This window comes from Mycoplasmopsis agalactiae (genome assembly GCF_000089865.1).
Taxonomy (GTDB): Bacteria; Bacillota_I; Bacilli_A; order Mycoplasmatales; family Metamycoplasmataceae; genus Mycoplasmopsis; species Mycoplasmopsis agalactiae_B.
In genome coordinates, this window is the sequence record NC_013948.1 from 383,994 (window position 1) to 399,501 (window position 15,508).

Sequence of the window (15,508 nt, forward strand, 5' to 3'; positions counted from 1 at the left end):
ATGAAAGCAAATGATAATATAAACATTATTACAAATGTCAAATCAGCTTCTAATGATATGCCTAGAATAAGTGCTGTATTTGACTATATTATAGAAGTAAAGGGAAAATTTAATTACAGACAACAACAAGTTTTCACTTCTAGCAAAAACAAAAATGCAAGACTATTTTTAATTAGTGCTTTTTCTGACACAGCTTATTTATTAAGTAACGAAGAAGGCAGAAAATTAGCTATAAATGACCAAATAGTTTTACTAAATGAAACAAATGAAGTATTTACCTCAAAGGAACACTTTGGCAAAGTTATTGATATTTATGGCAATGCCATTTTGCCAGTTGCACAAACAATTCAAAAAGATGATTCTGCTGTTTCATCAGAAATCTTTAAGCTAGCACATGATTTAATGAAAGTACAAAGATTAAATGAGCAACTATATACAGGAATTAATGCAATTGATTTATTAATTCCTATTGGCAAAGGCCAAAGAGAATTAATTATTGGTGATAGACAAACAGGTAAAACACATATAGCACTTAATGCAATTATTAACCAATCTGCTAAGGGAACTAAGTGTATTTATGTAGCTATTGGACAAAAAAGAGAAAGCATTTCTAGAATTTATAATACTTTAAATCAGCACAATGCACTAAAAAACACAATTATTATTGATGCTCCTGCTAATAGTGCTTATGAACAATATTTAGCACCTTATGTAGGTATGGCTCATGCTGAAAATATTTCAGCAACTGATGATGCACTAGTTATTTTTGATGACTTAACAAAGCATGCTAATATTTTAAGAGAAATTGCCTTATTAAGCAATAAACCAGTTGGAAAAGAAGCTATGCCTGGCGATATGTTCTTTGCTCACTCACAATTATTAGAAAGAGCAGGTTCATATAAAGGTAAAAAAACTATTACAGCTCTTCCTATTATCCAAACAGTTGATGGCGATATTACTAGCTTAATTGCTTCTAATGTTATTTCTATAACTGATGGACAAATTGTAACTAGCGCTAAATTGTTTGCTAAAGGTATTTTACCAGCTATCGACATTGACTTTTCAGTCTCAAGAACAGGTTCAAGTGTTCAAGATAGAACAATAGCTAAAGTTGCTGGAGTAATTAATAAAATTTATAGAAAATACAAAAGACACCTTAAGCTTTCAATGCTTGATTATGAATTAAACAAAGAAGTTTCTAACTTAATGTATAAAGGTAAAATGGTTGATAAACTTTTTGCACAAAGAGGTTATTCACTTTATTCATATAATTTTGTACTTATGATGAGCAAAATTATTCAATGATCATTAATTAAAAATGTAAAAGATGAACAAAAAGCATTAATGTTTATTGATGAATTTATCAATAATTATGCTGATGGAAAAAAACAATTCGAAATAATGAAATCAAATACTACCTATGATGATGAAATAATGAAAAGTTACTTTGCATTTGCCTTGCAAGAGTACTCAAATTATGCAAATTTAGGCTGAGAATTACAAAATGAACACAGTTTCTTGCCTATTTCAGAAAAATTCTTGAATGAAGTTGCACTTAAATTAGGAGATAAATAATGAATGGAAGAGTTATAAACATACTTGGAGATGTTGTTGAAGTTGAGTTTAGCAAAGACAATTTACCTTTAGTAAATCACTTGCTAACTACACATGATGGCCAAACTTATTTATTAGTTAAGTCAGTTATCAATGAAACAACTATCAAGGCAATAATCATTTATTCATTTAGTTCAATTTCATTAAGCGACAAGGTAGTAAATACAAAGAGAAGTTTTATGGTGCCCGTTGGTCCTTTAGCTAAAGGTAATATTTATAGCTTTAAAGGCCTTTCTTTAAATAATCCTACTGCTCCTAGCCCTGAGTATGTAGAAATGAACTCGTTAATAAATAATGATAGAGAAATAAATACAAAATTCGAATTAATTGAAACTGGAATTAAAGCAATTGATTTTTTCATACCAATCGTAAAAGGCTTTAAATTAGGCATTTTTGGCGGTGCTGGTGTTGGAAAAACCGTTTTAATGAAAGAAATAATTTTCAATGTAAATAATAAAAACAAGAACACTTCAAATATCTTCATAGGTTCAGGTGAACGTTCTAGAGAAGGTATTGAGCTTTATGATGAATTAGTTCAATCAAACTTAATGCAAAATTCAACAATGTACATTTCAAAAATGAATGAATCAGCTGGTGCAAGAATGTCAATTGTACCTATTGGTATAACTGCTGCTGAATATTTAAGAGATAAGCAAAAAGAAGATGTTTTATTATTCATCGACAACATTTACCGTTTTGTGCAAGCTGAAAACGAAGTTAGTGCAACTTTAGGTAAAAAGCCTTCTGTTGGTGGTTACCAATCTACTTTGGAGAGTGATGTAGCTAATGTTCAAAATAGATTATTCAAAAATAAAAATGGTGCTATAACATCATTCCAAACAGTATTTTTACCAATGGATGACTTAAGCGATCCTTCTGCTGTGGCTGTTTTCAACCACCTTGATGGTAACTTAGTGCTTTCGCGTGATCAAGCTGCTAAAGGTATTTTGCCAGCTTTTGATCCCCTTGCTAGCTCATCAAACTCAGTTGATGAAACAATTATTGGTAAGAAACACCTAGATGCAATAATTGAAGTAAAAAAAATATTAAAAGCTTACAAAGATTTAGAAGATGTTATACTAATTCTCGGTTTTGATGAATTAGATGCTGATAGCAAAATCATTGTTAAAAAAGCTTTACAATTAGAAAACTTTTTTACCCAAAACTTCTTTATGACTGAGCACTTTACAAAATCACCAGGTCAATATGTACCTATGAGTGAAACAGTAGAAAGCGTTATAAGAATTGTTAATGGTGAATATATCAAGCAAAGCCCTGAAATATTTGCTTTTGTGGGTTCAGCACTAAACATTAAAACTGACAAAGAATTAGGACTTTAAGAACAAATTAGGAGTAAATATATGAAAAGAGATAAAATTAAGAAATTATCAATTTTAACCCTTTCACCACTTTCAGTTGTTTCAACATTTGCATTTATTTCTGCTTCTTGTGAATCTATAGAAAAGGTTGGGACAGCTCAACATATAGGCACAGAAAGCAATGCTACATTAGGTAATAAAGATGCTGAAAACCAAAATATTACTGTAAAAAACGATAATACTGACAACAACTCAAAAGGCCCAAAAAATCCTGAAAAATCAGGAAAATTTACAACCCCCCCCTTATTATTGAAACTCCAAATATAGATCCAAACATTTTGAGTGAATCATTTGAGGATGTTAAGGAAATTTTTGATAAAAATTCAAAATCAGCAACAGAATTATTAAATAAATTTTTTACTTCTAAAAATTATGATGATCTTTATGAAAGTATCTCTCTTACAGAACAATTAATTAGTAAGTTAAGTGATTCTGGTAAAATATCAAATGATAAAGTTAAGCAATTTCTAAGTACTCTTAATGAAATAATAAACGAGCAAAGTGAATTGCTTAGTACGTTAGATAGCAATGAATTAGGCACAATTCAAGGCAAAAAAGATTTATTTACACTTAAGAGTAAATTCGAAAAGTTGTCAATAAACGATTTTGAAAAAAATATAAAAGATGTTTTAGATGTGGTTTTAAAATTAGTAAGCAGTGTGTTTTTATCAGTTGAATACAGATTAAATGAAGCTGATAAACTTGGTGAAAAAGACTTATTCCTAGCAAATAAGTATTACAATGAAATAAACGGTTCAAACAGTCAAGCCCTAGAACACCTTATATTCTTAATTGACAAATATACAAAAGAATATGAAGCATTAAATGGAAAATATCAACCATTGCGTAAAGAGTTAGAAGGGTATAATAATGATTGATGATTTTCATTTAAATCATTATTCCGTCCTAGTCTAAGTCATAGATATAATCAAGTGTTTTATGAAGTTAGCTCATTAGTTCCACAAATAAATAAATTGGTTGAAAAGATTAAAAAGCTAGAAGCTTCAAAATCAGATTTGACCAAAACCCCTATAAAAAAAGCAAAGTAATCAGCTTTGCTTTTTTGTTTACTATTGTTTAGGATTAATTTTAACAGTATAAACACTGTCTTTAATTAGTTTATTTTTAATATCATTTCTTAAGTTGCCATCAAAACTATTACTATATGTACCGTGTCCTTCCATTAAGGAAATAGCATTAGAATAAGTATTATAAAGTTTATCATGTGTATGAAGATAATTAATGCCGACTAAATTAAACGATGAATCAATAGCAAGTGAACCCGATGAGCCACTTTCAAGTACATTTTCATTATTATTATTATTATTTAAAACTTTAGTATACATGTGTGAATGTTGATTGATTGTTGTAAGTGGCATTCCATGTTCATCATCAAAATGCGTATTAGGCTTATTTATAAAGCTTTTAGTATATTTTAATCAATTATTATTAATTGAATTAAAGTCCTTATTTTGCTCTTCATTGTATTTAACTCATAAGCTGTTTATGCTTGAATCACTAATAACTCTGTTTTGAACATTAATTACACCACCTTGTGATTTTGCAGCCTTGAATTGAAAGTTTGTATTATCTATTGCCGGATATCCGCCATATAGAGTGGTTTTAATTGGATGATGCTTGCCATTTTTCCCAACTCCAATGTGCCAGTCTTTTTCCTTTTCTGTTCCAACAACTTTAGCTAATTCAGGAAGTATTTTTGATAAGTTTGCTTTTTTAATTTTTAAGCGTAATAAAACAAAATCAGCGCCAGCATTTTTACTCTCACCAATTCTTGATTCTTCATCATATTTATCAAAATATTGAGGCGCTATTGCAATATCATGGCCCATTATTCCATTTGCATAATATCTGGGTGTGTAATAAGGAGCAGTTAAATATTGTTCATATGCTTTAAAAAGTAAATTAGTTTCTTTAAACTGATCTCCGCTTATTTCAGCAGTATTTGAGCTAAGCTTATCATCTTTTGCTTTTGTACCCATAAAATAGATGTTTTGGCGTTTTCTATATATGTCAGTTTCGCTATCATAAAAATTATCTATGTCCCAAAAACCGCCATATCATTTATTAACATTGCGCGATTGATCAGAATCAAAATATAAGGATCTATCAAAAGCATTTCTAAGATTGAAAACATGCACATTTGTGGCTAATAACAATTCATATGAATCGTCCTTTTCAGCTTCCGGACTTATAATTCTATCCATAACTCAAACTGTTCCTACAGTTTGAGAAGTAGCAAGATGATCAGGTGTAGATCTATATGGATCTCTTCTAAATTCAACAGTGCCTATTCTTAATGAAAAACTATGATCATAAATGTATTGATAAAAGTCTAAATCAGCTTTTAAATTATTTGTATTATCCTTATTTAGATTGATAATATACTTATTCGATGCTGTTGTTATTAAGAGCGCAATTGAGCCTTTATTATCATCAAAATTGGCTTTAAGATCAGTAATTTTTTTATTAATTTTTAATACTTCTGAGGCTGATTTATAGTCCATATAGTAAAACAGCTGACTTAAATTAGATGGTAAAAATCCGAAAGGATTCTTAAGCACTAAGTCATTTAAATTAACATCTAGCTTAATAGCTTTTTCCTTATCAGATTCATTAAAATTATCCAAGAATTTTTGACTATACATACCATCTGATGAAAGAGTATTATTATAAAAATCAACCTTTTGTTCAGGAGAAGTTCCGTAATTGCCATATATGCCAATGTCTTTAGTATATTCTCAGTATTTATCAAGCAAATGTTTGTTTGAATTAACACCACCATAACGGAAGTTTACGGGATTGTCATTATCAGCAGTATTTAATCACTTGCTAATGTTAGTAAAAGCATTTTTATATTCATTTGTCTCTGTAGCTATTTCATATGGATTTTTAGAAAGTAAATAGTTGGCTGCAAAAGAATGCTTGGATTGTAAATTAGCAGTTTCTGGCTGATTTATAGGATTAATGGGCAAATCTGGTATATCAGGGATTATTACAATTTCATCAGCGTCACTATCATTATTTTTGTTAGTTTCATCATGCTTTTTATGTTCAACATCAGAATCTTCGTGATTTTCTGCAGTATTAGGTTTAGGCAAATCAAAACTGAAAGTCTTTGATAAAGCACGCAAATTAGTATCTTTAAATAGCAGCCTTGCTAATACTATAACTTTATCTTCTAATACAGATAATATAGGCTTTTCAAGAGCATATTTTGATTTATCATAGATAAATTCAAAATCACTGAGGGTAACATCTGCTTTATTAATATTGCTGTTTATCAATTTAACATCTATATCTGGATTTTTATTTGCTTGATTCTGATTAATACAAGATGATAAAAGCAAGCTTGAAAACGACAATGGACATGCTAAATTAATGAAAAATGGCCTTAGCTTCTTTTTATTCATTGCTAAAATAAGTAGTCCTTGTACATTATTATAAGAAGTTAAAAAAATAACTCAGAAAGAGTTATTGACCTATTTTATAGGTCATTTCGATAAATTTGGCATAAGCATAAAGCAAATAGCTTCTGGACCAGTGTGAACGGCAACTGCAGAAGAAACATAGCACTTGCTTGCAATTTCTAAGCCTTCAGCTTTGTAAGCATCTAAAACTTGTTGATTATATTCATCATTAACACCATGTGCTATGTGGAAAAGCCAGTCACTGGCATTATTTTTGTTTGAAGAAATGTTAGCAAAGTCAATAAATTTTTTGATTATTTGCTTAATCCCTGATTTCATACTTTTAGCAATACCACCGGTTGTTGCCTTTTTCATGTAGAACTTAACATAAGGCTTTAGAGTTAAAAGTCTCATTGCTGAAAGTAAGAATTTTCTAAGTGAACTAACTCTACCACCTTTAATTACATAATCTACATTTGGTGGCAATACAAAAATAAGTGATGATTCTTGAATTTTGTCTAATTCAGCAAAAACGATATCCATGTTTCCATCATTAGCTTCATAAACTTTACTAATATATTCAGCAATAACTAAATATTGTTCAGCACCCCAAGTGTTATCATAAACATGTACGTTTGGATAGTCTTTAGCTATAAGTTTAGCTGTATTGTATGCTGAAGAAAGGCAGCTACTAATTCCTAAAACTAAAACATCATCACATTCCTTGCTTTTAGCTTCGATTGCTTTAGTAAAGCTTTCAATTGTTGGCATAGATGATTTTAATTCTTTACCTGCTTTAATTTTTTCAATTACTTCTTTTTGACTTAGCTCAATACCATCAACATATGAATTATCATCAATGGTGGTTATAAATGGGGCATAGCCATAGTTGTGCTTGTCTAAAAAGTCTTTAGACATGCAGGTAAATGAATCAAAAACAAAGCCTAATTTTTTACTACTCATTTATTGACCTTTCATATTAATTATTAAAAAATATGTGTTATTATACATTATAAAAATATTTTATTTTTAATCTTTGTACAACAATATTTTCTAAATTTTTGGGAATATTTTCATAAATAATTAAGTATTTCTTCATGCTAGATATTTTTTGCACAAATACCTGTAATTTTAAGTATGTTTCGGCATTTTTTAAAACATTTTCGCATATCTCTTTTGAGAAAATAAAAGTGTTGATGTTGGCAAAATCAATGAAGTTAAATAGCTTTTCATCTAAATTATCAATATATAGTCCAATAGAAAGCTTTTTCAAATTTTTATCATTGCCAAGCTGATTTAAAAGCTTAGAAAGAAGCTCATAATTAAAGTCTCTATAATGATATTTAAGCATTAAGATAGTATTTTCATTAAGGTATTTTGTAACTTTGTCTAAATTAATATTATTTGTTTCAACAATAACATAATCTTCACTGTTAGTTTCAGAAGAGAGCAAGTGTTCTAGCCATAAATTGTTATATAAAAATTTGTGTCATGGTACATTTTTGAAAAAATCCATATCTTTGTTTGTAAAACCTAAAATATGACTTTTTAAAAATCTTATGTTAGATTGAGCACCGTCATTATAATTTAAAACATAGATTGGATCTTTAGCATACTCCATTAATGTATTTTTAGTTTCAAAAGCCTCTAACTTAGTTTTAAATTCGCTATAATGCTCTAAATGGCTATCATTATCATAAAATCAATTGTAATATTTATAATTTAAGATATTGTTATCTAAGTGATGAAGCAAATATTTTGCTTTAATATCGTATTCAGTAATTTCCTCTTTTTCAGAAGGCATTTTAAAGCTTAAAAGTGCACAGCTGTTAAAAAACGGATTAAATGAATTAAGTAAATTAACCTTATTAACCTTTTTTATAGCATTTTTGGTAAATTTATTAAGTAATAATAATGAGTTAGTTCCTATGATTAGGTGTAAAATTCCATCCTTAAAATAATGTCATCCTGCATGTTTTGTTAAATCCATCATTTTAATAATGTGGCTAATTTCACTGTTGTTAAGTCCATTTTGTAAATAAAATTCATTTACTGTTAATGCATATGATAGATAGTATTTATTTGGTAACTTTAGTATGTCATACTCTTCAGATAAAGCATTAAACATATTTTTATCACTGTAATCCGGGGTAAAGTTTCAATATATGTTGCAATATATAAATTTTTTATCAGCAGAAGGATAAAGTTTTACTAAAAATTGTTTCTTGCCTAAATGAATATTAAAGTGCTTATAAGATTTATTTATAGTAGAATTGGCATATTTTTCAATGTTAAGATTACAGTATAAGTTATATCTTGAAGTCAATTTTTCTTTAAAAATATATTTTGCAAGTTTTTCTCTACTTTTAGGTGCAAAATAACTCAAAAAATCTGATAAATCAACTGTTTGGTTCCTCTTAATGCCAATTTTATCATCGTCAAAGCTAGCTAAACCACTAAGATTATCACTGCTTAGTCTTATGACATTATTTTTTTCTAAGTTGATTTTGAAAAATATTACGCCATTAGTGTTTATTGAATTTATGTATCTAATTTTATAATAAGTTAAAACAGCGATGAATGTTACAAAAGCACTAAAACATAGTGCTATTATTGCTCATAAAAACAATTGTAAAACATTCATGACCATTATTATTCTCCAAAATTAATCATTATCTCTTAGTAATCTTACTGATTGGTGGTTTTTAGCTAAAGACTTAATGCCTGTAGTTGCAAAGTGAACAGTAATTGTATCACCATTAACTTCTAAAACTTCACCTTCACCAAAGAAAGTGTGACTGATAACATCACCAGCTATTATTTTTTTGTTTCTTTTTCTAATTTGTTCTTCATCTTCTAATTCGCCATCAACAAAGATTGAGTTATCTTTTTGTAATATATGCTTATTAATGTCTATACCCATTTCCTTTAAAAAGCGTGATGGCTTTTTCTCAGTTTGTGAATAAAGAAGTAAACCACGAGAGTCGCTGACAAATAATTTTTCTTTAGCTCTAGTTATAGCGACATAAGCTAGTCTTCTTTCTTCTTCCATGGCTTCAGCAACTTTATATGCTCTGTAATTTGGAAAAATATTTTCGCACATGCCTACTAAAAAGACATTATCAAATTCAAGTCCCTTTGCAGCATGTACAGTCATTAATGAAACATAGCTCATTGATTCATCCGAAGAATCAGAAGCAGAAATAAGAGAAATGTATTCAAAATACTCTTTAAGCCCTTTATTAGGATTAGTTATTTCTCAAGACTTAATACCTTCTAAAAGCGCTCTAATGTTTTCTTCTCCGGTACCCTTTAAGCCTACATCTTCATTGACATATTTAAGAAAACCTATTTCTTTTAAAAAGCTCTCTAAAACCACATGAATTTTGTTGCCCTGGCGTAAAGCTGCCTTGTATTTATTAACACAATTTAATAGAGCAATAATGTTGATGATAACTTCTTTAGGCACTGGCAATTCTTTATAATGAGTAACTAAAGTTTTATAAAGTGAAAGATTTTTTTCATTAGCAAAGCTAACAATTTTGTTTAATGAAGCTTCGCCAATTTTTCTTGGGGGCACATTGATAATTCTTTTAAGCTGTAAGTCATTTCCATCATAAATAACTCTTAAAAATGCTAAAGCATCCTTAATTTCTTTACGTTGATAAAACTTTTCACCACCGAAAATTCTGTAGTTAATTTTTTCATTCATTAACTGCTCTTCAAAATTTCTAGAGTAGCTATTAGAACGGTAAAATATAGCAATATTTTTAAGTTGAATTTTTTGCTTTTTTAAGTCATTAATTTTTTGAACAACTCATCTTACTTCAGCCTCAGGGCTAAAGGCATGAATATATTCAATTTCATCACCATCAGGATTATCAGTTACTAAATTTTTATTAAATCTGTTGCGATTAAATTTAATTAAGTTGTTAGCAGCAGCTAATATTTTTTTAGTTGAACGATAGTTTTTATTTAAAATGATGGTTTTAGTGTTTTCAAAGTCTTTTTCAAAAGACAAAATTAAGTTAACATCAGCACCACGTCAACGATAAATTGTTTGATCTGGATCGCCAACTATTGTAAGCTGAGCTTTTTGCGATGATAAATATTTAATGATTTCGTATTGAATTGCTGAAGTGTCTTGAAACTCATCAACTAAAATATATGAGTATTTTAAAGCTCATTTTTTTACAATTTCAGGATTTTTGTAAAAAAGTTCATTAACCTTAATTAATAAATCATCAAAATCTAAGCTTTGTAAATGTTTAAGCTGCTCATTGTAAAAATTGTAAATTTTAACAACAGTTTCGCCATCGCCGTAAAACTCACTTTCAGGGTCAGAATTAATAAAGTCAATTATTTCTTCATCACTTGCATAAAGTTTGTTTTTAAGTCATGAAAAAAAGCGAGTTAAATTTTTGAAATTTGAATCAGTTGGTACTAAATCATGCTCTTTATAAATATCTTTTAAAATCTTCTTTTTGTCATTATCATCAATAATTTGAAAGTCATTTTTCAAGTTAATATGGAATGCTTCTTCTCTTAGAATTCTTGCACACAATGAGTGAAATGTTGAAATTTCTGCTGTGCCTTTGTTAAACTTAGTGTTTGTGTACTGTTTAACTCTTTCTGACATTTCTGAAGCTGCTTTGTTGGTAAAGGTTACAGCCAAAATGTGATCAGGCGATATACCTAAAACATTAATTAGGTAGGCAATTTTTCTAGTTAAAACCCTAGTTTTTCCACTGCCAGCACCAGCTATTATACGCAATGGGCCATCAAAATAATATAAAGCTTCAGTTTGCTCTTCGTTCAAACTTTCAAAAATTTTAGCTTTTTGAATCTCAATAATCTTATTTTCAATCATGTGTGGTACCTCATTCTAAGAGTAACTAGGAAATAATGTTAAAAGGCTTATTATCAGCTTTAAACGGAAGTAATTTAGGCATAATATTTTCATCATTACTGTAATGTTTTATTCATACAATTCTGCTGCTACTAAGAGAATCGATGATACCTAAATTTTTTTTATTGACAATAATTACTAATATGTCAATGAATAAAAATAGAAAATATAGCCCAACTATTGTTTGTAAAAATCTTTCTAAAAAAATGAAATTAATAGGAGCATTATCAGTTTTTGGAGATATTAAAAATTTATAAAAATTATCAATTTGCCAAGGCATAATGAAAGCAAAAACTAGTAAAACTATAAATAGTCATATTCAAAAAGAAAACAAACTTCTTAGTAAATAAGATTTAGTTAATAATTTTTTAGTGCTCTCATTTTCAGTAGTGCTTGTGCATAAAATCTGAACCCTAAATGCAATCATTCAAATTGTTCTGCCTTCAAAAGCAAAAGGAATAATAATAAATAAAGCAAGAGAAACAATAATGGTGCTAAATCAAAAATAATAATAATTTAATAGTGGAATGTGCTTATTATTAGTAGCTTTAATAACACATAAATAAGACAATAGTGTAATCAGTGAAAAGAATGTAATTAGATCTAAAAGCCTATAAAATAGCCTTATTCAAAAATTTACATTTTTATGAAGCATATTATAATTCACCTAAAATATCGCTTCATTTGTCAATATTTGGCAAGTATTTTAATGAATTGCTTTCAATATTGGACTTGAGCATATAAATGTTTGTTTCGAAAAACAATTTATCATCATTGTGCATTTTTTGCAAATGTCTATATAGGTCTTCGGCGAATTTTTTTGACCTTTTTTCATTGTAGTTAATGTAATCAGTTATTACTGAAAGAGAAAAACGAGCTCTTCAAGTTTTAAGTAGTCCAGCTAAAAAGATTTGTAAAAAGTAATAATAGGCATACTTAATTTCTTGCTGCAATTTTAAATTGTTCATCTTTACATAGCTTAATAATTCATTAAATTGATAAATAAAATTATTTGGCGCTAATCACATATCAGATTGAATATTTTCGCGAACAATAACTTCATTGGTGTAAGCATATGTGCTTGCATTAATTAAAAGTAAGTAATTTAAGTAAACTTGAAATTTAGTGTCATTAAGCTCTCTTAATTTAAATTTAGGCAAGCTTGTTAATAACTTTGTTTTAAATACTTTGTTGAAAATAAATGGATATGAGTATGCAATAACTTCAGGATTTTTACTTAAAGTAAAAATTTTGTTGCCTTCTAGTCTTGGAAATGGTTTTCATCTAATTGTATTAATTAAACGTGGTCTAAATTCAACAACATCAGCGTCATATTTACTAATTGTTTCTAAAAGTTGTCTAACAAATGAAACAGAACCATCATTGTCAGGGAAATAAATGTATGAGTGTTTTGCCTTAATTAAGTGAAAAGCAGCAACAATATCTTTATGAATACTGCGCCTTTTACTATTTGTTATAAATTTAAGCCGCGAGCCAAAAAACTGCAAGTATTTTTCTAAAGCAGCATACATATTTTTACCTGTGTTAGTTAAAACTAAAACAATTTCAAAATCTTGGTTATCTTGTTCTCTTAAAGTGCTTAAGACATCTTTAAGCATAATGCTATTACCAATGTTTGGAACAATTAGTGCTAATTCCATATTCTCTCCTTACATTTTAATGTTTCCACTTGTTCTTGGATATGGTATTACATCTCTAATGTTATCTACACCAGTTATATACATAACTAGTCTTTCAAATCCTATTCCAAAACCTGCTGAACCTGAGTGACCAAAACGGCGAAGATCTAAATATCACTGTAATTCTTCTTTACTTATTCCAACTTCTAGTGCTCTTTCTAAAAGTTTTTCATATCTAGCTTCACGTTGACTTCCACCTATTAATTCACCAATGCCTGGCACTAGTAAATCAAAGGCCGCAACTGTTTGATTGTCACTATTTTGGTGCATATAAAAAGCTTTAAATGATTTAGGGAAGTTGATTATAGCAACTGGTCCATGTGCAATTTCTTCAGCTAAGTATTTTTCATGCTCAGTTGCAAAATCAAGGCCAAACTTAATATCTTTGTTTTCAAATTTATCTTTAACTTTTTCTAATTCAACTAATGCATCTTTGTAATCAAGAATCATTAGCTTTTTCTTTATGAATGAATTAAGACGTTCTAAAAGCGAGCTATCAACATTGTTTTGTAGGTATTCAAATTCCCTAAGATGCTTATTTATAGTGTTTTTGATCACACTCTTAAGTAATTTGGCTGCTAGATTAATTACTTTTTTTAAGTCATAAAATGCAACTTCAGGTTCTATCATTCAAAATTCAGCAGCATGTTTTTTAGTATTTGAGTGTTCAGCGCGGAAAGTTGGGGCAAAAGTGTACACTTTTTCAAAACCAATTGCATAACTTTCAGCATGTAATTGGCCTGTTACTCCTAGAGTAGCATTATTATTTCCAAAAAATGGCTGTTTTTTGTTGCCATCATTTACATAAAACTGCTCGCCAGCTCCTTCTCCATCATTGCTTGTGATAATCGGCGCGCTAAAGTTTAAAAAACCATTTTCGGCAAAGAATTTATGAATTTCTAAGGCTAAAGTTGAACGAATTAACATAACACATCTTAGCAAATTTGTCCTATGTCTTAGGTGCGGAATTTCTCTTAAGGTTTCAAGGTTAATTTCTTGCTTTTGAATAGGAAAATCATGGTCAACATTTTTTAGTAAAACAAATTTTGAAGCCAAAATTTCTAAAGGTTGTTTTGCTTTTGGAGTCAAAACAATTTTTCCATAAACTTGAACAGCAGCTCCAATTCTTACTTCATCTAATAGCTTAAAATCAAATTCATCGCCTTTTAGTGTTGCCTGAATGCTTTCAACTGTTGAGCCATCTGAGATTGTTAAAAATCTGATTTTATTGTTGCCCCTATTTGATACAACTCAGCCTCTTAAAACTACATCAGTATCTTTGTATTGTTTTGGTTTTTCAAAAACGTGTTTTATTGCAATTTCACTCATAAACGCTCCTTAATTAATATTAAGATTAAATTAAAGTAAATATATTAAATTAAGTATATATTAATTCTACCACATTATGACCTTGTTTCTTTTAGCTTTTGCATCCATTTTATGGATGCATTTCTTAAAAATAAGCTACTTTTAATTACTAGATTTTGCAAATAGCGTAAAAATAATATAAAAATATACTAAAAGTACTATAAAACAGCCATTGAAGACAAAAAAACAAAATCAAAATTATTTAAGCAAAAACATTATTTATGCAAAGTTTTTGGAAAATAGACTAAAATTTATAAGTAATTGATATAAATGGCTGTTTTATTGGCTTATATGTCATTTACTTATCCTATTTTAATTATATAACTAAGGAAAATAATGTCAGCATTAACTATAGTTAATTTGATTTTTGGTGTTCTTGCATCATCATTAATGGTCATAATTTCCATTCCACAATTAATTTCTGTTTTAAAATCAAAGTCAGTTGGAAACATATCTTACGGAACTTTCTTAATTTATTTCTTTGGTGGCGCTTTATTTATTTTAATTATGGTGCTTAAAAAAGGAATAGGCACTTTTGAATTTGACGGTATTAAAAATCCCGATTCAGATCCAATAGTAAATATTGTCGGAAACTGGCTATTTATGGTACTGATGGCCACAACTATTACTTCATTTTTAATTTATGATAAAAACAAAACAAAAGCATTTAAATTTTCAATTGGCTTTTGTATATGAATAATATCTTTAGTTTTTACAATTTGGTTCATTTTAGCTTATTCAAATAATAAATTTAGAGTTAATCTAAGCCCAGATTCAGTTTTATTAACCATTTTTACAGTATGTGCCACAGTTTGCACTTCGTTACCCTTTACATTGCAAATAATTAAGACATTAAAAACTAAAAGTGCTGCAGGATTAAGTATACTGATGCTTTATATTGGAATGCTCATTAACGCCTGTTTAGCAGTATATTTGGGAACATTACTACCTTTTAAATCTTCTATGTGATTTGTATGTGTTATCTTCTCAACTTTAGCAATTGTTGTATACATTGTGCAAATAATTTTATACTACTACTATAAGAAAAAATACAGCACTGATAGCAAATGTGATACTTTAAACACTGCAAGTGCTTAATTTAACTAATAT

At 28.7% G+C, this 15,508-nt stretch carries 10 protein-coding genes and 1 pseudogene; 4 read left to right on the forward strand and 7 right to left on the reverse strand.

The window, feature by feature from the left end; genetic code table 4:
* The 3 genes and pseudogenes from MAGA_RS01650 to MAGA_RS01665 all read left to right on the forward strand — a co-directional run bounded on the left by MAGA_RS01650 (position 1) and on the right by MAGA_RS01665 (position 4,042).
* Complete coding sequence (locus tag MAGA_RS01650) at positions 1 to 1,575, forward strand: MSC_0619 family F1-like ATPase alpha subunit (RefSeq protein WP_013021960.1); 1,575 nt, start codon at positions 1 to 3, stop codon at positions 1,573 to 1,575.
* Positions 1,575 to 2,954, forward strand: coding sequence for an MSC_0618 family F1-like ATPase beta subunit (locus MAGA_RS01655; protein WP_013021961.1), 1,380 nt, complete (start codon positions 1,575 to 1,577; stop codon positions 2,952 to 2,954). Before MAGA_RS01650 ends, MAGA_RS01655 begins: the two co-directional genes overlap by 1 nt.
* Before the next feature lie 21 nt (positions 2,955 to 2,975).
* Positions 2,976 to 4,042, forward strand: a pseudogene (locus MAGA_RS01665) (MAG2950 family lipoprotein).
* Between the two features lie 21 nt (positions 4,043 to 4,063).
* Here the strand turns inward: MAGA_RS01665 and MAGA_RS01670 are convergent.
* From MAGA_RS01670 to asnS, 7 genes are all read right to left on the reverse strand, one after another.
* On the reverse strand, positions 4,064 to 6,424 hold the full coding sequence (locus MAGA_RS01670; RefSeq protein ID WP_013021964.1) for an MAG2960 family serine endopeptidase lipoprotein: 2,361 nt from the start codon (positions 6,422 to 6,424) through the stop codon (positions 4,064 to 4,066).
* 69 nt (positions 6,425 to 6,493) lie between these two features.
* A complete protein-coding gene (locus MAGA_RS01675; protein WP_013021965.1) occupies positions 6,494 to 7,384 on the reverse strand; it encodes a DegV family protein in 891 nt (296 codons plus the stop codon).
* Positions 7,385 to 7,424: 40 nt separating this feature from the next.
* A complete protein-coding gene (locus MAGA_RS01680; RefSeq protein WP_226876319.1) occupies positions 7,425 to 9,065 on the reverse strand; it encodes an MHO_4530 family protein in 1,641 nt (546 codons plus the stop codon).
* A 21-nt stretch (positions 9,066 to 9,086) separates the two neighbouring features.
* Positions 9,087 to 11,291, reverse strand: coding sequence for a UvrD-helicase domain-containing protein (locus MAGA_RS01685; RefSeq protein WP_013021967.1), 2,205 nt, complete (start codon positions 11,289 to 11,291; stop codon positions 9,087 to 9,089).
* A 25-nt stretch (positions 11,292 to 11,316) separates the two neighbouring features.
* Positions 11,317 to 11,985, reverse strand: a complete 669-nt coding sequence (locus MAGA_RS01690) for a membrane protein (protein ID WP_013021968.1) — start codon at positions 11,983 to 11,985, stop codon at positions 11,317 to 11,319.
* Position 11,986: 1 nt separating this feature from the next.
* Positions 11,987 to 12,991 carry a glycosyltransferase gene (locus tag MAGA_RS01695; protein WP_013021969.1) on the reverse strand — a complete coding sequence of 335 codons (1,005 nt, stop codon included), beginning with the start codon at positions 12,989 to 12,991 and terminating at the stop codon, positions 11,987 to 11,989.
* Between the two features lie 9 nt (positions 12,992 to 13,000).
* On the reverse strand, positions 13,001 to 14,359 hold the full coding sequence (asnS, locus tag MAGA_RS01700) for an asparagine--tRNA ligase (protein ID WP_013021970.1): 1,359 nt from the start codon (positions 14,357 to 14,359) through the stop codon (positions 13,001 to 13,003).
* Positions 14,360 to 14,734: 375 nt separating this feature from the next.
* Here asnS and MAGA_RS01705 point away from each other — a divergent pair, with 375 nt between their 5' ends.
* On the forward strand, positions 14,735 to 15,496 hold the full coding sequence (locus tag MAGA_RS01705) for a PQ-loop repeat-containing protein (protein ID WP_013021971.1): 762 nt from the start codon (positions 14,735 to 14,737) through the stop codon (positions 15,494 to 15,496).
* Positions 15,497 to 15,508: the final 12 nt, after the last annotated feature.